Raw genomic sequence first — 23,097 nt, forward strand, 5'->3', positions numbered from 1 at the left:
GGAAGACTGACCCTAAGCCTCGGCCTTTTCAAGCTTTTCGAGTGCGGTCATCCACAGGCCCTCGGCGCGGTCGAGGGCCTCGCGCAGTTCGGCGTATTTTTTCTGCCAGACGACCAACTCGTCCTTGCGCTCGTCATACAGCGTGGGGTCGGCCAGTTTCTTGGCCAGTTTGTCGCCCATCTCGTTCAGCTTCTTGACGCGGTCCTCGCACTTGCGCACCTCGGCGCGCAAGGCAAGGATCTGATCGCGGCTGGGTTTCGCGGCGCTCTCTTTCGGCTTGTCCTTTTCCTTGCTCCGCGCGGGCGTGTCGGATTGTAAAAGCATTTTCCGATAGGTTTCTAGGTCTTCCTCATAGGGGCGCACGGTGCCGTCCTGCACCAGCCACAAACGGTCCGCCACCATCGACAGCAGGTGCATGTCGTGGCTGACAAGGATCACCGCGCCGGAATAGGCGGTCAGCGCCTCGACCAGGGCCTCGCGGGATTCGATATCCAGGTGGTTGGTCGGTTCATCCAAAATCAGCAGATGCGGCGCGGGCAGGGTGGCCAGCAGCAGCGACAGCCGCGCCTTTTGTCCACCCGACAGGCGGCCCACCTCGGTTTCGGCCTGTGCCGCGCCCAAACCGAAGCCTGCCAGACGCGCGCGCAGTTTCGCCTGCCCCTCGGCAGGGCGTTCGCGCAGCAGGTGCTGCAAGGGTGTTTCCTCGATCCGCAACTCGTCGACCTGATGCTGGGCAAAGAAGCCGATCCGCAACTTGCTGGATTGTGTGGTCTTGCCGCCCATCGCATCAAGGCGACCCGAGAGGAGTTTCGACAGGGTCGATTTGCCCTGACCGTTCTTGCCCAGAAGGGCGATCCGGTCATCCTGATCAATCCGCAGGTTCAACCGGTTCAGAACGACTGTGTCGCCATAACCTACGCTGCCGTTTTCAATCGAGATGATCGGCGGCGACAGTTCCTCGGGCTCTGGGAAGGAAAAGACCGTGCGCGCGGCATCTTCGGGAGCGCGGATGGTTTCCATCTTTTCCAGCATCTTGACGCGGGATTGCGCTTGTTTGGCCTTGCTGGCCTTGGCTTTGAAGCGGTCGACAAAACTCTGCAGATGGGCGCGGCGGGCGTCCTGCTTCTTGGCCGCCGCGGTCAGCACGGCGCGTTGGGCGGCGCGCTGGCGGGCGAACTGGTCGTAGTTGCCGCTGTAATAGGTCAGCTTGCGGTCTTCCAGATGCAGGATCGCACCCACGGCACGGTTCAGAAGCTCGCGGTCGTGGCTGATGATCAGCACCGTGTGCGGATATTTGATCAGGTAGTTTTCCAGCCAGAGTGCGCCCTCAAGATCAAGGTAGTTGGTTGGCTCGTCCAAAAGCAGGTAGTCGGGCTGTGCGAACAGCACAGCCGCAAGCGCCACCCGCATCCGCCAGCCACCCGAGAAGGCAGAGCAGGGCATCAGTTGCTCCTCGGCATCAAAGCCAAGTCCGCGCAGGATCGACGAGGCGCGCGCTTCGGCAGACCAAGCGTCAATATCGGCAAGGCGCGTTTGCACTTCCGAGATACGGGCCGGATCGGTGGCGGTTTCCGCCTCGGCCAGCAACGCGTTGCGCTCGGTATCAGCGGCAAGCACGGTATCGAGAAGCGACACCTCGTTGCCCGGCACCTCCTGCGCGACGCCCCCGATACGGGCGCGGGCGGGCAGGGTGATCGTGCCGCCTTCCAGCGCCAACTCACCACGGATCAGCTTGAACAGCGTGGTTTTACCCGCGCCATTGCGGCCGATCAGGCCAACCTTGTGGCCTGTCGGGATGGTGGCGCTTGCGGCCTCGAAAAGCGGGCGGCCTTCAATATTGAAGGAGAGTTCTGTGATGCGTAACATGGGCGGAGCGATGGACCACGGCCCCGCCCATGTCAATGTCGATCAAGGCAGAATCGCCGCTCTTTCACAGGCGTTGCGCCTATTTCATGAGCGCTTCGACCCCGTCGACAGGATAGCTTTGATATCCGATGGCAGGGCTGTCGCCATCCAGCGCGAAAACATAGACGTGGAAGGCATCATCATGCACCACAGCGCGGCAGAACACATCATCCCGCGCAATCGCGTCCAGCGCCAGACCCTCGGGGCAGGCCGCAAGGTCAATATGGGGAATCGAGGCCTCGAAGATCGCATAGGTCAGAGGCAGGGCCGTGGGGGTTTGCGCCACGACAATTGCAGGGACCAGCGACAAAGCCAGTATGCAGACAGGAAAGATTGGGGAACGGGCCATTGTGGACATCCTTGGTTCGGGAAAAATGCTGGCTGTATCGAATGGCTAGTCAGTGACTTACTAAAACAATCGGAAATAGCAAGGCAGAAAAGCCGAACGGCCTTCGCGCAGGGTGCAGCCTTTAGCCTCTTTAACCCCAGAAATACCCGTGTTAGAGGCAGCGCCAACATCAACCTGAACACGGGGAGTGAGCCTCATGGCCATCCAGCGCACCTTTTCGATCATCAAACCTGACGCCACCAAGCGCAACCTGACCGGCGCCATCAATGCCAAGCTGGAAGCGGCTGGCCTGCGGATCGTGGCGCAAAAGCGCATCCACCTGTCCAAGGCTCAGGCAGGCGCCTTCTATGCCGTGCATAAAGAGCGTCCCTTCTATGACGAGCTGTGCGAGTTCATGGCCTCCGAGCCGATCGTCGTGCAGGTGCTGGAAGGCGAGAATGCCGTTCTGAAGAACCGTGAAGTGATGGGCGCCACCAACCCCGCCGATGCAGCCGAAGGCACGATCCGCAAGGAATTCGCGCTGTCGATCGGCGAGAACTCGGTGCATGGTTCGGATGCCGAGGAAACAGCGGCAGAAGAAATCGCGTATTTCTTCTCGGGTCTGGAACTGGTGGGCTGAATGTCAGCTTCCAGTTAACGGCAAAGGGGCGCAGCGATGCGCCCTTTTTTGTTGTCTTGGCAAAGCCTAGCGCCGCATCAGTCTTTCGGGTGCGATAACCCCGATGGCATCCAGCACGGATTCCAGATGGCGCAGGTCGGTATCCAGATGCGTTGCCTTCAGCGCGTCAAAGCGCACCCGCAGCGCGGTCTTTTCAGCGCCTTTGCAATCGTTCCACGGGCGGCCCTGCAAAGCCATCACCAGTACATAATAGCCGATGAAATGCGGGCGAAGGCCTATGGCGATCATCCTGCCGTAAGCTTCGTCCGCCCCCAAGGCGCGCAGGTCTTCGGCGCAGGTGATGCCCGCGCGGGCGCAGTCCCGCTCCATTGCGGGGCCAAGGTTGGGAATCGAGGAGACGGGCGTGCTCATAGCGCGACTGTGCCAGTCCGCATCACCCTTGTCATCCGCGTCATGCGGCGTCAGATGCTGGCGAAATCCGTATAGACCGCGCCTTTTTTCGGTGTCGGTTGCGCGGCAACAGGGGAAGGTGCGGGCGCGGGATGCACCTGTGTTTCCGGTTGCGTTTGCGGTTTGGCTGCCTGTGCCATTGTCTGCTCCTGCCAAGGATGCCTTTGCCGCAGTCTGCGGTTCTCAAGGCGGTTGTCGAAAGGGCAAATAAGTGGCCGCCGCCAAGCCCGCAAGATCCTGCGGGAATGGCAGCGCCGGTTTTGGCGTGACTATGCCTTTTCAGCCGCAGTCACGATAATCTCGACGCGGTATTTGGGAGCCGCGAGTTTGGCCTCGCCGGTTGCGCGGGCAGGGGTATGGCCTGCGGGCACCCACCCGTCCCAAACGGCATTCATCTCGGCGAAATCGGCCATATCGGCCAGCCAGATGATGGTTTGCAGGATATGCGTCTTGTCGCTGCCGGCCTGTGCAAGCAACGCGTCGATCTGGCGCAGGCAGTCTTTGGTTTGTGCCTCGACAGTGTCACCCTCGCCGACCTGACCGGCCAGATAGATGGTGCCGTTATGCTTGACGATGGCGCTCATGCGCGGGCCGGTTCCGATACGTTCGATCATGGTCTGTTCCTTCGGCTGGGTTGCATAGGCTTGGCGATAGCTGGCGCCTGCGGCTTTCGCAAGGGGTGGTTCACGCCAAGGGAACAGGGGTCAGCAAGGGCTGGCCGGCCAGTAGCGCGCGGATATTGGCGCGCTGCAATTCGCCCATCGCGGTGCGCGTTTCAATCGTGGCCGTGCCGATATGGGGCAGGGGCAGGACTTGCGGCAAGGCGGTCAGGCGCGGATCAGGAGTTGGTTCATTGCGAAACACATCCAGCGCAGCACCTCGGAGCGTGCCGTTCTCAAGTGCGGCCAGCAACGCCGATTCATCCACAACAGAGCCGCGCGACATATTGATCAGGTGACCATCCGGGCCAAGGGCGTCAAGGATGTCTGCGGTGATCAGATTCTCGGTCTCGGCCCCGCCGATGGTGGTGACAAAAAGGTCATCCACAGCTCTCGCCAGATCAAGCGGCGTGCCGTGATGCTGCCAGCTTGCGGGCGTATCCTTGGGGCTGCGGGAGTAGTAATGCACATCGCAATTGAACGCGGCCAGACGGTTGGCCGTGGCACGACCGATCCGGCCAAGGCCGAGGATGCCGATGCGCCGCCCGCTGGCCTTGCGCGCCAGTGGCGGGCCGCCTGCCGCCCATGCGCCGCTACGCACCGAGGCGATCCCCGCCTCGACTTCGCGCAGAATGCCCAGCCACATGGCCACGGCCAGATCGGCCACGTCATCGGTCAGCACATCGGGCGTATTGGTCACGGCAATGCCGCGCGCGGCGGCGGCGGGCAGATCGACTGCATCATATCCCACACCGTAGCGCGCGATCAGTTCCAGCGCAGGCAGGGCGTCCATCTCGGCTGGGCCGAAGGCTTCATGGCTCTTGCAGGCAACGGCGCGGATCTTGGCACGCTTCGCTGAAGGAAGGCTGTTCAGATCGGCCAGACGTATCAGTGCCAGATCGCCGAAATCGGCCCTGAGTGTGGTTGCATCCATATCGGCATAGGTGCCGACGATCAGAACCTCGGACATTAAACTTTCCTTTATACGATTATCCGCGTCCGATAAATGGCATATTAGTAGCCATGACTGTCACAAACGGCACATTAGCGCCGTCCGGCAGGCTTGCCATGTGAAACAAGGTATCCGCGACAACAGACACATCCATCATCGCCTCGGGTTTGATACTGCCATCGGCCTGCGGCACGCCTTTGGCCATCCGGTCGGCCATGCCGGACATGGCGTTGCCGATGTCGATCTGGCCGCAAGCGATGTTGAAAGGGCGGCCATCCAGCGACAGCGTCCGGGTGATACCTGTCACGGCATGCTTGGCCGCTGTATAGGCGATAGAACCGGGGCGCGGCGCATGGGCCGAGATCGAGCCGTTATTGATGATGCGCCCGCCTTGCGGATTTTGGGCGCGCATCCTTGCAAAAGCCGCGCGGGCGCACAGGAAAACACCCGTGACATTCACATCCAGCACCGCGCGAAAATCGTCGGGCGCGATCTGGTCAATCGTGTTGGCCCCAAGGTTGCGACCTGCATTGTTGAAGACAAGGTCAAGGCGGCCCCATTCGTTCATCGCTCTGTCGAACAAGGCCTCGACCGTGGCCGCGTGTGTCACATCGCCTTGCAGGATCAGCGCGTTTGGATGCGCCTCGGCGCTGTCCGACAGCGCATCCGCGCGCCGCCCGATCAGTCCGACGCGCCAGCCATTGGCCAGAAACAGACGCGCTGTTGCACGGCCTATCCCGCTGCCTGCGCCTGTAACAAGGATCGTTTTTGTCATGCGGGCATCGGGATCGGGCCGACCTCGGTTGGCACCTGATAGCCGCGCTGGACTGCGGGGCGGTCAGCCAAAGCCCGATACCAGCGCAGGACATTGGGGAATTGAGTCAGATCAACCTCGTGCCACTCATGGCGTGCAGCCCAAGGAAAAATCGCCATATCGGCGATGGAATAATCCCCCGCCACATAGTCGCGCCCTTCCAATTGGCGGTCCAATACACCGTAAAGTCGTTGGGCTTCCTTGGCGAAACGCTGCTCGGCGGGTTCGGACAGGCCGCGATTGTTGCGCAAGAAATAATGTGCCTGCCCCAGCATCGGGCCGAAACCGCCCATCTGCCACATCAGCCATTGCATCACATCGGCGCGGGCCGCCATGTCGGTGGGCAGGAACTTACCCGTCTTTTCGGCCAGATAGACCATAATCGCGCCGGATTCGAACTGTTTGACGCCCGTGTCATGGTCCACAATCGCTGGGATCTTGTTGTTGGGCGAAATGGCCAGAAAATCTGGCGCGAATTGCTCGTCTTTGCCGATGTTGATGCTGTGTACGGTGTAGGGCAGGCCAAGCTCTTCCAGCAGGATCGAGACTTTGCGCCCGTTGGGGGTGCCCCATGTATAAAGATCAATCATTCTATGGTCCTTCTATCGTCCGGTTACAGGGCAAAGCTCAGCCTGGCAGTTTGGCCGAGGCGGTACGCAGCTTGGTAATCGTCGTGCGCGAGGTGATCTGTTCAGGATCGGTCACAAGCTCCAGAACCGCCGGTTTGCCCGAGGCGCGGGCGCGGGCCAGGGCGGGGCCGAAATCCTCGGTCCGTGTCACACGCTCGGCATAGCAGCCATAGCCTTCGGACATGCGGACGAAATCATGGGTCTGCAAGGTGGTGCCGGACACACGGGTGGGATGATCGCGTTCCTGATGCATGCGGATCGTGCCATAGATGCCGTTGTTGAACAAAAGCACGATGGGTGTCGCGCCATATTGCGCGGCGACGGTCAGTTCCTGACCGCTCATCATAAAGCCGCCATCGCCGACCATGGACAGGACCAGTGTGTCGGGATTCATCAAGCTGGCAGCAACGGCGGCGGGCACCGAATAGCCCATCGAACCGCAGGTCGAGCCGACCTCGCGCCCCGGACGGCCAAAGCGCAGGAAACGCTGCGCCCAGCCTGTATGGTTTCCTGCATCCAGCGTGATGATCGTGTCGGCTGGCAGGGTGTCGCGCACATCACAAAGCGCTTGGCCCATGTCGAGTGTCCAGCCAGCATCCGCAGGTCGCGCGGTATCGGCCATGTATTCGCCGCGCAACGTGCCGCACCAGTCGCCCCATGCGTTCTGGCGGGACAGGTCAATCTCGGCCAGTTGCATCGCCACTCCGTCCATATCGGCAGCAATTCCCAGATCGGGGCCGAAAACGCGCCCGATCTCGTCGGCATCGGGATGGATATGGATCAGGCGCTGCGCCGGTTCGGGCGGTGTGATATTGGTATAGCCCTTGGTCGTCATCTCGCCCAACCGCGCACCCAGCACCAGCACGACATCGGCCTCGCCCAGACGCTTATGCAGCGCAGCGGCGGTCGCCGTGCCGAATTCGCCGACATAGCTGTCCGAACGGTTGTCGATCGCGTCCTGACGCCGGAAAGAGGTGGTGACAGGCAGTTTGTTGGTTTCTACAAACTGGCGGATATGTTGTGCCGCCGCATCCGTCCAGCCAGAGCCACCCAGCAGCAGAATCGGGCGCTCGGCCTGTGCCAGAAGGGCTGTCGCCTCGGTCAGTTGGGCTTGTGTCATATGGGTGCGGGTGGCCGTATAGGGGCGGGCGTCTGCCACTGTCACTGCGGTTGTCAGCATATCCTCTGGCAGGGCCAGAACGACGGGGCCGGGGCGGCCGGACGTCGCCACGCGAAAGGCGCGGGCCATATATTCCGGCACGCGTTCGGGGCTGTCGATCTGCGCGACCCATTTGGCAAGCCCCCCGAACATCTGGCGGTAGTCCACCTCCTGAAACGCCTCGCGGTCCATCATGTCACGCCCGACCTGACCGATCAGCAGGATCATCGGCGTGCTGTCTTGTTGCGCGATATGCACACCAATGGACGCGTGGCAGGCGCCGGGGCCGCGGGTGACCATCGCGACGCCGGGACGGCCGGTCAGCTTGCCGTAAGCCTCGGCCATATTGGCGGCACCTGCCTCGTGGCGCGCATTGATCAGGGTAAAGCGGTCGGACACATCATGCAGCGCGTCCAGCACCTCAAGATAGCTTTCGCCCGGGACGCAAAAGGCTGTATCGGCACCATGCACCAGCAACTGATCGACAAGAACCTTGCCCGCCGTACGGCTGATCTGCGACGCATCCTGTTTCATTGTGTTGTCTTTCCTTGTTGCGCCCCACCTGTCTCGCCCGAAGCCGCCCTGCTTGTCAATATTGTTTACAACAGGCCCGCTCCTGTGCATGGTTAGCCTCCAACGGCGAGGCGACAGACCGCTTGCAGGTGCGAAATTCCTGAAAGACGGGTGCTTCACCAACCAAAGGCCAAATGCCAAGTGACGCCGATGCAAGAGGAAGGACAGATGGCACAGACCGGTAGATTCGATGATCCGTTGCGCCACAGCACGATCCGCAAGCGCGAGACGCTGGCCGATCAGATCTACGGGCGGATTCTGGAGCTGATCGCCTCGGGGCAGTTGGCCGAAGGCGATAAACTGCCCTCGGAACATCAGATCAGCGAGAAGTTCGAGGTGTCGCGCCCTGTGGTGCGCGAAGCCTTGGCGCGGTTGCGCGATGACGGGATTGTCTCGGCCCAGCATGGCGTGGGCAGCTTCGTGCGCCGCCGTCCGCCGCAAGGTTTGATCGAACATGCAGGGGCGGGTGACGTTGCAGGCCTGATGCGCTGCATGGAGGCCCGCCTCTCACTCGAAGCCGCCGCCGCCCGCCATGCAGCACTGCGCGCCAGCCCGCGTGACCTGATCCGCATCGAAGACGCGCTGACCTTCATGGAACAGACCATGCGCGCCCGCAAACCCGTGCGCGAGGCGGATTTCGATTTCCATATGGCCGTGGCCGAAGCCAGTGGGAACGAGATTTTCTGCGATATGCTGAACGCGACACGCGGTCTGATGATGCAGGCCATTGGCGTGGCGCAGACGCTGACCAGCACAGGCAGCGATGCGCGGATCGAGTCGGTTCTGGACGAACACCGCCAGATACTTGAGGCGATCCGCAATCGTGACGCCGAAGGCGCCGCCCTGTTGATGAGTTACCATCTGGTGCAGGCGCGCCTCCGTGTTACTGACCAGGAACGGCGCACATGACCGCGTCAGTTTTCTGCGGCCTAGTCTTTCACCGCGGCAATGATCGCGTCCATCTGGCGCGCCAGCAGCCAGCTATCGCCCGCCACCGCGACAAAGTCGAAGCCCCGCGCGAAATAGTTGCGCGCCATATCCGTGCCGAAGCCCAGAATACCGATAGGTTTGCCTGCGGCGCGTGCCAGAGCGCAGCCTTTGTCGATCATGTCCTGCACATCGGCATGGCCGGACGCGCCCAGATGCCCCATCGACGCGCCAAGATCGGCGGGGCCGATAAAGATCGCGTCGACACCCTCGACCTCGGCAATCTGCGGAATGGCGGCAATTGCTTGCGGGGTTTCGACCTGCACGATCAGGCACAGATCATCGGTGTAGCTGTGCAAGTAGTCGGGGTTGCGCCCGTAATTATTGGCCCGCGTGGTCATCGACAGCCCGCGCATGCCGCCCTGAGGATAGCGGGTATAGCTGACAACGCGCGCCGCATCGGCGGCGCTGTCGATCATCGGGAACATCAGGCTGCGCGCCCCCAGATCCAGCAGGCGCTTGACGATCACGGGCTCGGCGACCGGCACCCGCACCACGGGTTCCACAGGGCCTGCCATCGCGGCGCGCAGGTGATGCCCGATACCGGACAGGGGTGTGGGCGAATGTTCCATGTCGATCAGCAACCAGTCGGCACCCGAACCGGCGGCGATTTCCGTTGCGGCAGGCGCGTCAAGCGACAGCCACAGGCCCGCTTGCGGACACTTCTCGGCAAAGCCGGATTTCAGACGGTTGCTTGACATGATGCCTCCTCTTGCTGTCCCGCCCGCTATAGCGCGCTGCATTGGCCAAAGCCAAGCAGCAGGCCGCACATGCCCTCGATTCACGATCCTTTGGAGCCTTTCATGACCAAGACCCCCGACACTTTGCGATCCGCCCGTTGGTTCGCGCCGGACGACCTGCGCAGTTTCGGCCATCGCAGCCGGATGATGCAGCTTGGCTATGCCGAGGACGATTTTCGCGGCAAGCCGATCATTGGCGTCCTGAACACATGGTCCGAGATCAATTCCTGCCACGGGCATTTCCCCGAACGCGCCAAAGAAGTGAAGCGCGGCGTGCTGCAGGCGGGCGGTTTTCCGGTCGAGATGCCGGTGCTGTCGGTGGACGAGCAGTTTACCAAACCGACTTCGATGATCTACCGCAACATGCTGGCGATGGAGACCGAGGAGGTGATCCGCTCGCATCCCTTTGACGGGGTGGTGCTGATGGGCGGCTGCGACAAGACCACGCCTGCGTTGATCATGGGGGCGATTTCGGCGGGCGTGCCCTTCATCTTCATGCCCGCGGGGCCGATGCTGCGGGGCAATTACGCGGGCAAGGTGCTGGGGTCAGGATCCGACGCATGGAAATACTGGGACGAACGGCGCGCCGGCAATATCTCGGATGCGGAATGGCACGGGGTGCAGGGCGGCATCGCGCGCAGCCATGGTGTCTGCATGACGATGGGAACGGCCAGCACAATGACAGCGATCGCGGATTCGCTGGGCCTGACCTTGCCGGGGGCATCCAGCATTCCGGCGGTGGATGCCAATCACAGCCGCATGGCCAGCGGGTCGGGGAAACGTATTGTCGATATGGTCTGGGAGGATCTGACACCCGACAGGATCGTGACGGATGCAGCGGTGCGCAATGCCGCGATTGTGGCGATGGCGACGGGCTGCTCCACCAATGCGGTGGTCCATCTGATCGCGATGGCCCGCCGCGCCGGTGTGGGACTGACGCTGGACGATCTGGACGCCTTGGGCCGCACCACGCCCTTGCTGGCCAATATCCGCCCCTCCGGTAGCAACTACCTGATGGAGGATTTCTACTATGCGGGCGGTCTGCTGGCGATGATGAAGCAGATTGCGGACCGGCTGGATACAACCTGTCTGACCGTGGCGGGCACGACCGTGGCCGACAATATCGCGGAGGCGCAGGTTTATAATGACGATGTGATCCGCCCCCTGTCGAACCCTGTCTATAAAGAAGGTTCCTTGGCGGTGTTGCGCGGCAATCTATGCCCCGATGGTGCCGTGATCAAGCCTGCGGCTTGCGATCCGAAATTCCACACGCACCAGGGTCCAGCACTGGTTTTCGACAGCTATGCCGAGATGAAAAAGGCCGTCGATGACGAGAATCTTGAAGTGACGCCCGATCACGTGATGGTCCTGCGGAATGCGGGGCCACTCGGCGGCCCCGGCTTTCCGGAATGGGGGATGCTGCCTATCCCCAAGGCGCTGCTTAAACAGGGGCACCGCGATATGTTGCGGATCTCGGATGCGCGGATGTCGGGCACGTCCTACGGCGCGTGCGTGCTGCATGTGGCGCCCGAGGCCTTCATTGGCGGGCCGCTCGCCTTGCTGAAAACCGGCGATATCGTGCGGCTCGATCTGGCAGCACGTCGGTTGGACATGCTGGTGGACGAGGGCGAGATCGCCGCGCGCCGCGCCGCATGGACCCCGCCCGAACCACGTTACCAACGCGGCTGGGGCTATATGTTCTCGGCCCATGTCGGGCAGGCTGATACCGGCTGCGACTTTGACTACCTGACGCGTGATTTCGGCAAGACCGCTGGCGAGCCGGATATTTACTGAAGGACTGCAGATGAAAGACAAGACACGCGCGCTTGAGACAGCATTAACGGGGATTTCCGGCATTCTGGTCACGCCATATGATGCCAGCGGCGAGATCGCGCCCGAGAGGCTAGCCCCGATCATCGACCGTGCGCTGGGGGCGGGCATGCATATCCCCGTCGTCAACGGCAATACGGGCGAGTTCTACGCGCTGACCACCGATGAGGCCTGTGTGATGGCGCGCGAGGTTGTGGGCATGGTAGGCGACCGCGCGCCGGTGCTGGCCGGAATCGGGCGCGGCATAAAGGATGCCTGCGCGCTGGCAAAAGCCTCCGCCGAGGCTGGGGCGGCGGGGTTGATGGTGCATCAGCCGCCCGATCCTTTCGTGGCACCGCGCGGGATCGTGGATTACCTGACAGCGATCAGCGATGCCTCTGGCGGCTTGCCGATGATGCTTTACCTGCGCAATGACGCGATGGGCACAGCTGCGATTGCCGCCCTTTGCGCGGTTCCGGGTGTGCGCGGCGTGAAATGGGCCACCCCCAATCCTTTACGGCTGGCTGAAGCCAAAGCCGCCTGCGATCCTGCAATCGTCTGGGTCGGCGGTTTGGCCGAGACATGGGCGCCTGCGCTCTATGCCGTGGGCGCGCGGGGCTTTACCTCTGGTCTGATCAATATCTGGCCGGAACGGTCCCTGGCCATCCATGCCACACTCGAGGCGGGCGATTACACGGGTGCCAATGCCTTGATCGCCGGAATGCGGGTGTTCGAGGATATCCGCGCCGAGGAAATGAGCGGCACCAATGTCACCGGCGTGAAGGCGGCGCTGGCAGCCGCGGGGCAGGATTGCGGGCCGACGCGCCCGCCGTCGGCATGGCCCTTGACCCCGTCGCAGCAGGGAAAGCTGGACAGCTTTCTGCGCGCGAATAATTTGATCTGAAGGACAGAACAATGACGTATGAACCACATGGCAAGCACCTGATCGCAGGGGAATGGGTTGCCAGCGCCACGACATTCAATTCGGAGCCCGCACATGGACCGGCACACCGGTTCGGCGAGGCAAAGCCCGATTTGGTGGACCGCGCCTGCCAAGCGGCCGAGGATGCATTCTGGAGCTACGGCGAGGCCACGCGCGCCGAGCGGGCTGCGTTCCTGCATGCGATCGCCGACGAGATCGACGTGCGCGCCGCCCAGATCACTGCGATTGCCACGCAGGAATCGGGTCTGCCGCAAGCGCGCATCGAAGGCGAGCGCGGGCGCACAACGGGACAGTTGCGCCTTTTTGCCGAGCATATCCTGAAGGCCGCCTATCTGGACCGGCGGGTGGATCCGGCCCTGCCGGACCGTGCGCCGATGCCGCGCCCCGAAATCAGCATGATCCAGCGCCCCTTGGGGCCTGTGGCAGTATTCGGCGCATCCAATTTCCCCTTGGCCTTTTCCACGGCAGGGGGCGATACCGCCTCGGCCCTTGCGGCGGGTTGTCCTGTAGTGCTGCGCGGTCATCAGGCCCATCCCGGCACGGGCGAGATCGTGGCCGAGGCGATCCATGCCGCGATCTTGCGCTGCGACATGCCAGCGGGCGTGTTTTCCTTGATACAAGGCGGGGGAAATGCCGTGGGGCAGGCACTGGTCACCCATCCGCTGATCCGCGCCGTGGGTTTTACCGGCAGTCTGCGCGGTGGGCGGGCGCTGTTCGATCTATGTGCTGCGCGGCCCGAACCGATCCCGTTTTTCGGTGAACTGGGCAGTATCAACCCGATGTTCCTGCTGCCCGCAGCCATGGCCGCGCGCGGCGAGGCGATTGCCAAAGGATGGGCGGCCAGCCTGACGATGGGGGCAGGGCAGTTCTGCACCAATCCCGGTGTGGCACTTGCTATGGACGGTCCCGATGCTACAGGTTTCGCGGACGCGGCCAGCGCCGCTTTGGCCGATGTGGCGGCACAGACCATGCTGACCGACGGGATCGCCGAGGCCTATCGCAAGGGTTGCGCCAAAGCACTGGCCCTGCCGCAAGTTACAACCCTGACCGCCCGGGACGCCGATGGGCGCAATGCGCTGCCGGTTCTGATGCGCGTCACCGGCGATGTCTGGCAGGCCAATCCCGATCTGCATCACGAGGTCTTTGGCCCGTTGGGTATCCTGATCACGGTCAAGGATGCCGACCAGATGCTGGCGATTGCCCACGATCTGGAAGGGCAGTTGACCTGCACCTTGCATATGGACGCAGGCGATACCCAGATGGCCCGCAGCCTGATGCCTGTGCTGGAACGCAAGGCAGGGCGTTTGCTGGCCAACGGTTTCCCCACAGGGGTCGAGGTCTGCGATGCCATGGTGCATGGCGGCCCCTATCCCGCCAGCACCAATTTCGGCGCGACCAGCGTGGGCACAATGGCAATCCGCCGTTTCCTGCGTCCCGTCGCCTATCAGAATGTTCCGGCAGCGCTGCTGCCTGCCGATTTGCAAGAAGGATAAACCAGATGGACAAATCCCTGCGCGACCAGTTGATGGGCGTGTCCGTGGCGACACTTGCCACCGTTCTCTACAAGCGGGGCCTGCGCAATCAGGTGATACAGGACGTGCATCCTGTCGCCCCCAAGGGCCGCAACATGGTTGGCCCCGCCGTGACTCTGCGCTACATTCCCGCGCGCGAAGATCGCAACGGGATCGAGGTGTTCCGCAACCCCGATCATCCCCAACGCGTGGCCGTCGATACCTGCCCGGAAGGTGCGGTGCTGGTCATGGACAGCCGCAAAGACCCGCGCGCGGCCTCGGCAGGGGATATTCTGATCACAAGGCTGATGATGCGCGGTGCCGCCGGAGTCGTGACCGATGGCGGCTTTCGGGACGCGCATGATATCGCGGGGCTGGATATTCCGGCCTATCACAACCGCCCCTCAAGCCCGACCAATCTGACCCTGCACGAGGCTTATGATCTGGACATTCCCATCGGCTGCGGCGATGCGCCGGTCTTTCCTGGCGATATCATCGTGGGCGATGCCGATTGCGTCATCGTGATCCCGCAAGGGATCGCGGTCGAGGTCGCAGCCGAGGCTGTCAATATGACAGTCTACGAGGATTTCGTGGTCGAGCAGGTCAAGGCAGGTGCCTCGATCATCGGACTTTATCCCGGAACACGGGACGAACATGCCGAAGCTTTTGCTACGTGGCGCAAGGAGAAAGGGCGCTGAGTGTCGTGACTTGCAGCGCCCAAGCCAAGGGCCGGCGCGCTGCAATTCCATCCATTCAAGCATAGCAAGAGCCGGAGGTATGACCCTCCGGCTTGTTTCGTTTTGCAGGATCGAAGACCCGTCAGCGTTTGGCGCGCTGCGCGGCTTCGGCCTTGAGGGTCTGTGACAACGACACGCGCGGCTCGTTGTTTTCCTCGTCCCACGCGTCCGAGCGTTCGCGGCTGTTCAGGAACAAGGCCAGCAAGCCCAGTGACAGGCCGACAATATCGGTCACCAATCCCGGATTGATCAGCGTCAGGGCTGCGGCCACCAGCAAGATACGTGACACCCACCCCGTCGGTCTAAGCAGAAAACCCGCAAGACCTGCGGCCAGGAAGGTCACCCCCATCGTTGCCGAAAAGGCTGTCAGTACAATCTCGGTCCATGTGCCGATCATCAGCAAGGACGGCCCGAAGACGAACATGAAGGGGATGATATACCCTGTCAGACCCAGACGCACGGCCACCATCGACGTGGCCATGACAGGGGATTGCGCGATGCCGCAGGCCGCATAGACCGCAATCGCCACGGGCGGCGTGATGGCCGACAGGATCGCGTAGTAGAACACGAACATATGCGCGGCAGGAATGGACACGCCCATATTGACCAGCGCAGGGACCAGCAGCGCCACCTGCACGATATAGGCAGGCGTGGTGGGCATTCCCATGCCCAGCACGATCCCGGCCATCATCGTCAGGATCAGCGCGAAGATCAACTGTTGTCCTGCCGCTGCCTTGACCAGACTGGTAAAGGTCAGCCCCAACCCTGTCTGCGCGATCACCCCGATGACGATCCCTGCGGTCGCACAGGCCAGCGCCACGGCAACCGAGTTGACCGCACCGGAATGCAGCGCGTCGATCAGCTTGGGAAAGGTGAATTCATGCCGCGTGGTTTTCCGCATCAGCACCACAGGCACGACCGACAGAATGCCACTGAGCGCCGAAAAAGGCGCAGAATAGCCGCCCATCAGCATCCCGATGATCACAACGAGCGGCAGGAACAGATGCCCCTCATCCTTGAGAACCTGACCCACACGTGGCAGGTCGGCCTTGGGCAGACCCTTCATGCCGCGCTTGCGGGCCTCGAAATGCACAGCCAGAAAGACCGCAAGGAAGTAGAGCAGGGCAGGCATCAGTGCATAACCCGCCACCGTCAGATAGCTGACGCCCATGAATTCGGCCATCACGAAGGCTGCCGCCCCCATGATCGGTGGCATGATCTGCCCACCTGTCGAAGCCACTGCCTCGACAGCGCCTGCGAATTGCGGGCGATATCCGATGCGCTTCATCAACGGGATCGAGAACGTGCCGGTGGTCATCACATTCGCCACGGCAGAACCCGACACCGAACCGAACAGGCCCGACGTCACAACCGCCACCTTGGCGGGCCCACCTGCCGCGTGGCCTGTCAGGGCCAGCGCGAAATCCATGAAAAGCTTGCCGATCCCGAAGCGTTCAGCCAAGGCACCGAAGATCACGAAAAGCACCACATAAGTAGCCGAAACCTGCGCGGGCACCCCGAACAGCGCGTCAGTGGTCATATATTGGTATTCCAGCAGCCGGACCAGATCGGCCTGGGTGAAGAACACCTGATAGGTCAGAAAGATCAGCGCGGTCAGCGGCAGAATAAAACCGATAGCACGGCGCGTTGCCTCGAGGATCGTGACCAGCATCATCACGGCAAAGACCTGATCCATCACCGACACAGGCCCGACATAGGCCATGCGCGTGTTGAAATAGGTCTGGTTGACAATCGGATAAGCGGCTGCCGCCAAGGCTGCGGCCATGAAGGCCAGATCCAGCAGACCCGGGCCCTTTCCACGGCGGCCTTCGGTCATCGGCAGGGCCAGATAGGCCAATGCGAGGGCAAAGCCGAAATGGGTCGCGCGCAGCGTGAACGCGTTGGGCGGACCGAACCACGCCACGTAAAGGTGAAAGAGGCTCATCGTCACCGCGACCGCTACGGTCAGGCGTCGAAGCCAGACATCAACTGCCAGCATCAATCTATCCGCTCGTGAAAGCAATCTCAGGAAAACGGGTCACGCTGTTCCAGCTTGAAATTGCGACATTACATACGCTTGCGACCTATTGTTCATCTCTCGAAAGGAACCGTTGGTGCAAGGGGAAGGCACAGGCCGCAGAACATGCGGCCTGGACCGGATTGCAGGTGTCAGTTCGCGTCGTAGAACGCTTTTGCCGCCGCATGTAGCGGCACGCCGCCCTCGTCACGCATCTTTTCGATCGTAATGTCACGCATGGCCGCGCTGATGGTGGCCAGATCGCCACGCTCGGCCCACATATCTGTCAGCAGGGCGGTCACAACCGCATCGTCCAGATCGCAGCGGCCAATCAACTGGGTCATGTATCCCACCACGACGACATCGTTTTCCTGCTTGGGATAGGTTCCCGCAGGGATGGTCAGCGAGGCATAGCCGGGGTTGATCTCGGCGCGCATCTTGCTGATGAACTCCTCGGTCAGCGGGATCATCGTGATATCGGTGGAATTGGCAAGGTCCATGATCGCCGAGGCAGGGGCCGTGGTGCCAGCGGTGAACAGATCGGCGTTGCCATCCTGCACAAGACCCACACCGTCCGAATAGGATACGTAATCGACGCTACGCATATCGTCATAGCTGGTGCCTGCGGTTTGCAGGATCGCGCGCATCACCTGTTCGGCGGTATTGCCGACCGGCTGCGTCACGATACGCTTGCCCTTGAGGTCATCAACGGATGTGATGCCGCTATCAGCAGGGGCAGCCATCTGGAAATACTGCGGGTAAAGTGTGCCCATCAGACAGATATTGTCGGCCTTGCCTTCAAAAGGTGCACGACCTTCAAGGGCGTCCACGACCGAGATCGAATTGCCAAAGGCCAGATCGGTCATGCCGCCCTGAACGCCCTGCGCGTTGGCGACACCGCCGCCCGGCAGCACCTGAACGCTGATACCGTTATCGGACAGCATCGACTGAATCGCCCCGCCCAGCGGATACCACGAGCCGCCCTGCGGGCCGGTCATGATCTTGATTTGTTGGGCATGGGCCTGTCCGGCAAGTGCCGCTACAGCCACGGCTCCGGTCAAAAGAAATCTACGCATCAGTTCCTCCCTGTCAGCGCTTCATATCTGCCCTTGCGGTGACGGTGTCGCCAGCGCGGGCTTATACATCAGGTCCGGGCGCACCTCCTCGCCGGCTCCAATGCGGATACTCCACCAGATAGGGGGTGAGTTGTCAAATATATTTACAAGATAGATTTGCAGCGACAGACGCCCGCCCGATCGGGCGGGCGAGACTGGTTTTCAATCCTTTGCCCAATACCTTCGCGGCTGGGTTGGGCTGTGTTTGATTGCGAGGACAACACTTCGGCACCGCGCTCTTGGTGGCGTCGGGGCAGATGGTCGTCCTGATGTGAAATCAGCGTTTGATCGCCCTTGCACCCCAGATCAGGATACAGGCCCCGACAACCCCTGCCACAAGATAGCCGATCCAGCCGCCGAAAGAGACTCCGAGCATTCCGAACAGGAAGCCCGCAATCGCAGCGCCGATTATGCCAAGGATTATATTGAGTAAGATACCTGTGTCCGATTTCATGAAGGCGGAGGCAATCCAACCCGCCAGACCACCGATGATGATGGCTGCAATCCATCCGATCCCTGCTTCGTCCATTTTTATACTCCGTTCCGTCTTAAGGTGAATCCGCTGGTGCAAGGCATTTTTGGCAAATGCTCTGCGTATAACGGATTCGCGTGGCTTCCGTTCCCTTTTGCCCGTCGTTTTTTGCAGCGACCACGTTAGCAAAGGCGCTATCCGGCTTGCAGAAGCCACAGAACCAGCGGGATCGTCCCGACTGCGGCAAGGGTTTGCGATGTCACGATTCCCGCCATTAACCGGCCATCGCCATTAAGCTGCCGTGTCAGGACATAGGCCGTGGGCGCGGTCGGAATGGCCGAGAACACGATCAGCACCAATGCCTCGGTGCCGCCCAGACCGAAGAGGTGGCCGATCCCCGCGGCCAGAACCGGCATTGCCAGCAACCGCAATGCGCCGATCCCCGCAAGTGTCAGCATGTCCAGCCGCAGGGCCGCAGGTTGTAGCGCGGCCCCTACACAAAGCAGACCCAATGGCAAACTGGCCTGCGCGAGAAGTTCCAGAAAACGTCCGGTGCCGTAGGGCAGGCCGACTCCGCTGAGTGCCAGCGCGATACCGGCCAGACAAGCAAGGATCAGCGGGTTGCCAAGAACCTTGCGGGCAAACAACACAGGTTTCCGCATCATGGCCGCATCGGTCAATGCGATGATGGACAGCACATTCACCAACGGCACCGCAACCGCCAGATAAAGCGCCGCCCGTTCGACCCCCGGCGTGCCTGCCAACATCGCGATGATTGCCAGACCCAGATAGGTATTGAACCGCACCGCCCCTTGCAGCACCGGCCCGAAACGCGCGGATGGCACCGGATGCACCAGCCGCGCCAGCCAAAGCCCTGCCGCAGCCACCACGATAATCACAACTGCCGCACTGCCCAGACGCAGCACTTCGGGATCACGGACCGGTGCATCCGCCAGACTGGACAGCAGCAGTGCCGGAAACAACAAAAAGTAGTTCACCCTTTCGGCGGCGGCCCAGAAACCCGCATCGGGAAATCCGAAACGGACCAATCCGAACCCCAGACAGATCAGGGCGAAAAGCGGCCAGATCGTGATGAAAAGCAATGAATGACCCTTTCTGGTGCGGCCTGTCGGCACGGCTTCACCCGAAGGCACAGCGGCCAAGGGTATCAATTGCCCTGTTTAAGAACGCCTAACGGGAAGGGGCAAGATCGGAAACGTGGTAAAGGCTCTGTGACACACGGCTTTCCGGCTTTGGAAGGTCGGCAAGGCGGGTTTAGGGGACCAAAGCCGCCTTGAGGCCCGCATCGGGAAAGCATGTCGCGGCGCGGCCTGTACCCTCCTGCCAGCGCCCGATGGAGCGACGGGTTTTGAAGCCGGCCAGACCATCGGCCCCGCCAACATCATGCCCCCGCGCCTCAAGCGCGCGCTGCATGGCCGCGATGTCGGACCGCAGCATCTTGTCGACAGGGCGCCAACGGGTCGTGAAATCGCCCATGCCGTATTGGATGCGGTCGCCGACATGCCCGACAAAAAGCGCGTAAAGATCGCTCATGTTGTAGTCCTTGAGCACATAGAAATTTGGCGTCACGATAAAGGCCGGACCTTTGCGGCCAGCGGGCAGCAACAAGAAACCCTCGGCCCTGCGCTCGTGCGCGGGAAAACTCTGACCCGACACGCGGGTCACACCCAGCGCTTCCCAATCCGCGATCAACAGCCCCTGATCAGGGCCTTCAAGATGGCAGGGCAGAGAGGCCGGCAGGCTTACCTCGAACCCCCAGTCGCGGCCTGTCTGCCAGCCGTGGCGCGCAAGGTAATGCGCGATCGAGGCGATCGTATCCGCCGCCGATCCCCATATATCGGCGCGCCCGTCGCCATCCCCGTCCACGGCATATTCCAGCACATTGGAAGGCATGAATTGCGGCTGGCCCAACGCACCGGCCCAACTGCTTTTCATCGTTCCTGCCGCTAATTTGCCGCGCTCCAGCACTTGCAGCGCCGCAACCAGTTCCTGTGTGAAATACGCGGCCCGTGTGCTCATGAAACCTTTGGTTCCCAGAACGGCAAAGGCGTCATGCGGTATAGCGGCGCGCCCGAAGTTGCTTTCGCGGCCCCAGATCGCCAGAATGATGCGCGCGGGCACGCCGGTCTCGCGCGCGACCCGCTCCAGCGTGGCGGCATGCCGCGTAGCCATCTGCCGCCCGACCGCGGTTGTGCCTTCCACCGTGCCGCGGTTGAAATACCGCTCCGGTGCACCGAATTCGGCCTGCCGCTGCCGCACCGGTTGGTCGCCGGATAATCCGGGCGGCACAAGATCGGGCAGTTCCCAATTCAGCGTCACGCCGTTGAACGCCGCCTCGAAACTGCCGCGCGAGACACCTTTGGCCTGCGCCATGGGCCAGACCGTCTGTGCAAGCCATGTCTGGAACTGCCTTTCGGTCGCCGCCCGATCCTGCGCGATCAGGGGTAGGGGAAGCAGGCAGATCCACGCCAGAACAACAAGAAAACGAAGAGACAAAGGATACTCCTGTCATGTGGTCGGACGCTTTTACCCTATCCGCAGAGGCCCCGTCTGTCGCGCTTTCCCTGTGGGCATTTCCCGCTGATTCTTCAGGCAGGTTGGGATGTATATCGCTCGACCATGAAACTTGTCGCGCCGTGGATCAGGGCCGAGGCAAAAATCGTATAGGCCACCAAAGCCCATAGCTGATCTTCGTTAACAAACTCCATATGACCCGTCGCATAGCCGATATAATAGACCGAGCCGATCCCCCGCACGCCGAAAAAGCTGACAATCAGGCGGTCGGAAGGCGGCAGCCCCGTCCGCCACAGCGCGACCCAGCCGACCAGTGGCCTGATCACCAGAATCAGCCCGAAACCGATCAGGGTATGGCTCCAGTCCAGCACGGGCCAAAGGGCGGGCAACACGCCGCCCAGAAGCAGCAGAAGAAAGGCTGTCAGAACATGCTCTACCGCCTCGCTGAAACCGTGCAGGCGTTTGTGGAAATGATGCTTTTTCTGTACGCGGCGGCACACCAGACCGGCCATGAAAGCGCCGATGAAACCGTAGCCTTCGACCAGTTCGACCATGCCATAGCACAACAGGACCGCACCCAACGCCAAAACGCCCGGACCGCTTTTCTCGATCGCGGCGCTGCCCCATGACGAAAACAGGCTGCGTCCCAGAAGCCAGCCGAAAAACGCGCCGACGATGGCCCCGACTGCAATCCGGTAGATCACGTCGCGCGTCATCCATTCCACGATCCACACCGACGGATCAGCCCCCTGCGCTGCGATGATCAGGCCAAGATAGACAAACGGAAAGGCCAACCCGTCGTTCAACCCTGCCTCTGCCGTCAGCGTGAAGCGCACCGGATGCTCCTGGCCTTCAAGCGGGGGGCCGACCTGCACATCACCTGCCAGCACCGGATCGGTCGGCGATAGCACCGCGCCCAACAAGACCGCCCCCGCGACGGTCATACCTGCCAGCGCCCATCCCAGAAACGCGGTTGCCGCAATGGTCAGCGGCATCGCAATCACCAGAAGCCTCACCGTCGGTTGCCAGCGTTTCCAGCTTTCTATGTCGTCGATTTGCAATCCCGTGGCGAATAAGACGACGATCACCACGATTTCGCTGGTGATCTCCCACAAGGCGGGCGAAACGGTCGGATCGGGAATGTCCGGCATGCCGGGGATCAGATTGAAGATCACCAAACCCGCCAGCATCATGATCGCGGAAGACGAGGCCGCGCTTTTGAACAGGATACGTGGCAGCAGATGCGCAATGAACACCGCTGCCCCGACTGCTGTCATCAGCACATGCATCTGTGACAGTCCGAAAAAGGGATCAGCATCATTCATCGTGGTCTTGTATCCTTCTGATTGATCGCCATGCAATCCGGTTGACCCATGCGAGGGTCATGTCAAGGTCAGGCTGTTCCAATGTTGTTCGACCGGAATTGGTTCCAGTGGCGCGCGTTTCGTCACAGACAAGGGTATCCGTGTATGACCGGCGATGAAACCCGACCGGACCTGTCGCGGTTTGGTGCCGCTTCAGGTGCTCGGTTAAGCCACTTTCCGTTCGAAGGCGACCGGGCTTGTTCGGCCGAATGCTGAGTGGTTGATATCACCAGCCCATTTCTGGTTCAGCAAAGCCGCACTGAAGTCGTGATCCAGCAGGTTCGGGCGATGTTGAACCTGTGGTCGCTATCAGTTGTCACCCCGTAATTGCGCATCCTCTCAAAGGTAATCCCGTTTTCGCGCATTCAGACGACCCGCGCGCCGGTGCTCCATATCGAAACCGACTTCATTCACCCGCAGGGAAGCCGGGTCTGGCAGAGTTTTCTCGGTGACGATGGCGTTCAGCGTCGTTCGTTTCGTCTTGGATCGCAAACGTTTGCAGGTTCGGTCGCCGTCCTTTTGGGGATCGTGTAGATAACTGTTGCGGACCTTCTTGGAACAACAACCGTCATCTAGCCCGTCAGCCTTGATCCTTCAGAACGCTGCAGCGAGAAACAGTATGAGCGCGTCAGGCCTTGCTGCCCGTCGATCACGAATTGAGGTGATCGAATGGTATGGGTCGAAAGCTCTCCCCGACATAGAGGACGGAGCCTGCAAATTGGACCGGAATTTGAATCGCGCTCGCTGTGCGGTAGGTT

General features: G+C 61.5%; 22 protein-coding genes and 1 pseudogene. 6 read left to right on the top strand and 17 right to left on the bottom strand.

Annotated features, from left to right (window positions below; all coding sequences use genetic code 11):
* Positions 1–12: 12 nt before the first annotated feature.
* On the bottom strand, positions 13–1,866 hold the full coding sequence (locus tag K7H22_RS01275; protein ID WP_230798767.1) for an ABC-F family ATP-binding cassette domain-containing protein: 1,854 nt from the start codon (positions 1,864–1,866) through the stop codon (positions 13–15).
* A 79-nt stretch (positions 1,867–1,945) separates the two neighbouring features.
* On the bottom strand, positions 1,946–2,254 hold the full coding sequence (locus tag K7H22_RS01280) for a hypothetical protein (protein ID WP_230798769.1): 309 nt from the start codon (positions 2,252–2,254) through the stop codon (positions 1,946–1,948).
* Positions 2,255–2,450: 196 nt separating this feature from the next.
* On the opposite strand from K7H22_RS01280, the gene ndk reads away from it, so the two are divergent.
* Positions 2,451–2,873 carry a nucleoside-diphosphate kinase gene (gene ndk / locus K7H22_RS01285; RefSeq protein WP_230798771.1) on the top strand — a complete coding sequence of 141 codons (423 nt, stop codon included), beginning with the start codon at positions 2,451–2,453 and terminating at the stop codon, positions 2,871–2,873.
* A gap of 66 nt (positions 2,874–2,939) precedes the next feature.
* Here ndk and K7H22_RS01290 read toward each other — a convergent pair whose 3' ends face one another.
* The 7 genes from K7H22_RS01290 to K7H22_RS01315 all read right to left on the bottom strand — a co-directional run bounded on the left by K7H22_RS01290 (position 2,940) and on the right by K7H22_RS01315 (position 8,070).
* Positions 2,940–3,284: a TfoX/Sxy family protein gene (locus tag K7H22_RS01290; protein ID WP_230798772.1), complete on the bottom strand. Its 345-nt coding sequence runs from the start codon at positions 3,282–3,284 to the stop codon at positions 2,940–2,942.
* A 50-nt stretch (positions 3,285–3,334) separates the two neighbouring features.
* The gene (locus K7H22_RS20035; protein WP_269062965.1) at positions 3,335–3,463 is read right to left on the bottom strand and encodes a hypothetical protein; all 129 of its coding nucleotides are present in this window, start codon (positions 3,461–3,463) and stop codon (positions 3,335–3,337) included.
* A gap of 129 nt (positions 3,464–3,592) precedes the next feature.
* Positions 3,593–3,937, bottom strand: coding sequence for a RidA family protein (locus K7H22_RS01295; protein ID WP_230798773.1), 345 nt, complete (start codon positions 3,935–3,937; stop codon positions 3,593–3,595).
* Between the two features lie 70 nt (positions 3,938–4,007).
* Positions 4,008–4,952, bottom strand: coding sequence for a 2-hydroxyacid dehydrogenase (locus K7H22_RS01300; RefSeq protein ID WP_230798775.1), 945 nt, complete (start codon positions 4,950–4,952; stop codon positions 4,008–4,010).
* Between the two features lie 19 nt (positions 4,953–4,971).
* Positions 4,972–5,709 carry an SDR family oxidoreductase gene (locus K7H22_RS01305; protein WP_230798777.1) on the bottom strand — a complete coding sequence of 246 codons (738 nt, stop codon included), beginning with the start codon at positions 5,707–5,709 and terminating at the stop codon, positions 4,972–4,974.
* Entirely contained in the window at positions 5,706–6,338 is a 633-nt protein-coding gene (locus K7H22_RS01310; RefSeq protein ID WP_230798779.1) for a glutathione S-transferase family protein, read from the bottom strand. The genes K7H22_RS01305 and K7H22_RS01310 overlap by 4 nt, the downstream gene beginning before the upstream one ends.
* A 37-nt stretch (positions 6,339–6,375) precedes the next feature.
* Positions 6,376–8,070, bottom strand: a complete 1,695-nt coding sequence (locus K7H22_RS01315; RefSeq protein ID WP_230798780.1) for a thiamine pyrophosphate-binding protein — start codon at positions 8,068–8,070, stop codon at positions 6,376–6,378.
* A 207-nt stretch (positions 8,071–8,277) separates the two neighbouring features.
* On the opposite strand from K7H22_RS01315, the gene K7H22_RS01320 reads away from it, so the two are divergent.
* Positions 8,278–9,018 (top strand): FadR/GntR family transcriptional regulator, encoded by a 741-nt coding sequence (locus K7H22_RS01320; protein WP_230798782.1) that lies wholly within the window; start codon positions 8,278–8,280, stop codon positions 9,016–9,018.
* Positions 9,019–9,038: 20 nt separating this feature from the next.
* On the opposite strand, the gene K7H22_RS01325 is transcribed toward K7H22_RS01320, so the two are convergent.
* Positions 9,039–9,797, bottom strand: coding sequence for an HpcH/HpaI aldolase family protein (locus K7H22_RS01325; protein ID WP_230798784.1), 759 nt, complete (start codon positions 9,795–9,797; stop codon positions 9,039–9,041).
* Positions 9,798–9,899: 102 nt separating this feature from the next.
* Between K7H22_RS01325 and araD the strand changes: the two genes are divergently transcribed.
* The 4 genes from araD to K7H22_RS01345 are packed head-to-tail and all read left to right on the top strand — an operon-like array spanning position 9,900 to position 14,797.
* The gene (araD, locus tag K7H22_RS01330; RefSeq protein WP_230798786.1) at positions 9,900–11,630 is read left to right on the top strand and encodes an L-arabinonate dehydratase; all 1,731 of its coding nucleotides are present in this window, start codon (positions 9,900–9,902) and stop codon (positions 11,628–11,630) included.
* 10 nt (positions 11,631–11,640) lie between these two features.
* The gene (locus K7H22_RS01335) at positions 11,641–12,549 is read left to right on the top strand and encodes a dihydrodipicolinate synthase family protein (protein WP_230798788.1); all 909 of its coding nucleotides are present in this window, start codon (positions 11,641–11,643) and stop codon (positions 12,547–12,549) included.
* Between the two features lie 11 nt (positions 12,550–12,560).
* Positions 12,561–14,081 (top strand): aldehyde dehydrogenase (NADP(+)), encoded by a 1,521-nt coding sequence (locus K7H22_RS01340; protein ID WP_230798790.1) that lies wholly within the window; start codon positions 12,561–12,563, stop codon positions 14,079–14,081.
* 5 nt (positions 14,082–14,086) lie between these two features.
* Positions 14,087–14,797: a ribonuclease activity regulator RraA gene (locus tag K7H22_RS01345; protein ID WP_230798792.1), complete on the top strand. Its 711-nt coding sequence runs from the start codon at positions 14,087–14,089 to the stop codon at positions 14,795–14,797.
* A gap of 121 nt (positions 14,798–14,918) precedes the next feature.
* Here the strand turns inward: K7H22_RS01345 and K7H22_RS01350 are convergent, their stop codons facing one another.
* From K7H22_RS01350 to K7H22_RS01380, 7 genes and pseudogenes are all read right to left on the bottom strand, one after another.
* On the bottom strand, positions 14,919–16,835 hold the full coding sequence (locus tag K7H22_RS01350; protein ID WP_230798793.1) for a TRAP transporter permease: 1,917 nt from the start codon (positions 16,833–16,835) through the stop codon (positions 14,919–14,921).
* Positions 16,836–17,005: 170 nt separating this feature from the next.
* On the bottom strand, positions 17,006–17,929 hold the full coding sequence (locus tag K7H22_RS01355; RefSeq protein WP_230798795.1) for a TAXI family TRAP transporter solute-binding subunit: 924 nt from the start codon (positions 17,927–17,929) through the stop codon (positions 17,006–17,008).
* Positions 17,930–18,245: 316 nt separating this feature from the next.
* Entirely contained in the window at positions 18,246–18,497 is a 252-nt protein-coding gene (locus K7H22_RS01360; RefSeq protein WP_230798797.1) for a GlsB/YeaQ/YmgE family stress response membrane protein, read from the bottom strand.
* 137 nt (positions 18,498–18,634) lie between these two features.
* On the bottom strand, positions 18,635–19,543 hold the full coding sequence (locus K7H22_RS01365) for an AEC family transporter (RefSeq protein WP_230798799.1): 909 nt from the start codon (positions 19,541–19,543) through the stop codon (positions 18,635–18,637).
* Positions 19,544–19,715: 172 nt separating this feature from the next.
* On the bottom strand, positions 19,716–20,957 hold the full coding sequence (locus K7H22_RS01370) for a lytic murein transglycosylase (protein ID WP_230798800.1): 1,242 nt from the start codon (positions 20,955–20,957) through the stop codon (positions 19,716–19,718).
* Positions 20,958–21,049: 92 nt separating this feature from the next.
* Positions 21,050–22,300, bottom strand: a complete 1,251-nt coding sequence (locus K7H22_RS01375; protein ID WP_230798801.1) for a cation:proton antiporter — start codon at positions 22,298–22,300, stop codon at positions 21,050–21,052.
* Between the two features lie 255 nt (positions 22,301–22,555).
* Positions 22,556–22,732: pseudogene (locus K7H22_RS01380) on the bottom strand (IS3 family transposase); the annotation flags it as partial.
* Positions 22,733–23,097 lie beyond the last annotated feature (365 nt).

The organism is Seohaeicola saemankumensis (assembly GCF_021021435.1).
Taxonomy (GTDB): Bacteria; Pseudomonadota; Alphaproteobacteria; order Rhodobacterales; family Rhodobacteraceae; genus Seohaeicola.

Coding starts and splice junctions, on each gene's coding strand:
- K7H22_RS01275 (WP_230798767.1), bottom strand. CDS start 1,866: ATGTTACGCATCACAGAACTCTCCTTCAATATTGAAGGCCGCCCGCTT.
- K7H22_RS01280 (WP_230798769.1), bottom strand. CDS start 2,254: ATGGCCCGTTCCCCAATCTTTCCTGTCTGCATACTGGCTTTGTCGCTG.
- ndk (WP_230798771.1), top strand. CDS start 2,451: ATGGCCATCCAGCGCACCTTTTCGATCATCAAACCTGACGCCACCAAG.
- K7H22_RS01290 (WP_230798772.1), bottom strand. CDS start 3,284: ATGAGCACGCCCGTCTCCTCGATTCCCAACCTTGGCCCCGCAATGGAG.
- K7H22_RS20035 (WP_269062965.1), bottom strand. CDS start 3,463: ATGGCACAGGCAGCCAAACCGCAAACGCAACCGGAAACACAGGTGCAT.
- K7H22_RS01295 (WP_230798773.1), bottom strand. CDS start 3,937: ATGATCGAACGTATCGGAACCGGCCCGCGCATGAGCGCCATCGTCAAG.
- K7H22_RS01300 (WP_230798775.1), bottom strand. CDS start 4,952: ATGTCCGAGGTTCTGATCGTCGGCACCTATGCCGATATGGATGCAACC.
- K7H22_RS01305 (WP_230798777.1), bottom strand. CDS start 5,709: ATGACAAAAACGATCCTTGTTACAGGCGCAGGCAGCGGGATAGGCCGT.
- K7H22_RS01310 (WP_230798779.1), bottom strand. CDS start 6,338: ATGATTGATCTTTATACATGGGGCACCCCCAACGGGCGCAAAGTCTCG.
- K7H22_RS01315 (WP_230798780.1), bottom strand. CDS start 8,070: ATGAAACAGGATGCGTCGCAGATCAGCCGTACGGCGGGCAAGGTTCTT.
- K7H22_RS01320 (WP_230798782.1), top strand. CDS start 8,278: ATGGCACAGACCGGTAGATTCGATGATCCGTTGCGCCACAGCACGATC.
- K7H22_RS01325 (WP_230798784.1), bottom strand. CDS start 9,797: ATGTCAAGCAACCGTCTGAAATCCGGCTTTGCCGAGAAGTGTCCGCAA.
- araD (WP_230798786.1), top strand. CDS start 9,900: ATGACCAAGACCCCCGACACTTTGCGATCCGCCCGTTGGTTCGCGCCG.
- K7H22_RS01335 (WP_230798788.1), top strand. CDS start 11,641: ATGAAAGACAAGACACGCGCGCTTGAGACAGCATTAACGGGGATTTCC.
- K7H22_RS01340 (WP_230798790.1), top strand. CDS start 12,561: ATGACGTATGAACCACATGGCAAGCACCTGATCGCAGGGGAATGGGTT.
- K7H22_RS01345 (WP_230798792.1), top strand. CDS start 14,087: ATGGACAAATCCCTGCGCGACCAGTTGATGGGCGTGTCCGTGGCGACA.
- K7H22_RS01350 (WP_230798793.1), bottom strand. CDS start 16,835: ATGCTGGCAGTTGATGTCTGGCTTCGACGCCTGACCGTAGCGGTCGCG.
- K7H22_RS01355 (WP_230798795.1), bottom strand. CDS start 17,929: ATGCGTAGATTTCTTTTGACCGGAGCCGTGGCTGTAGCGGCACTTGCC.
- K7H22_RS01360 (WP_230798797.1), bottom strand. CDS start 18,497: ATGGACGAAGCAGGGATCGGATGGATTGCAGCCATCATCATCGGTGGT.
- K7H22_RS01375 (WP_230798801.1), bottom strand. CDS start 22,300: ATGAATGATGCTGATCCCTTTTTCGGACTGTCACAGATGCATGTGCTG.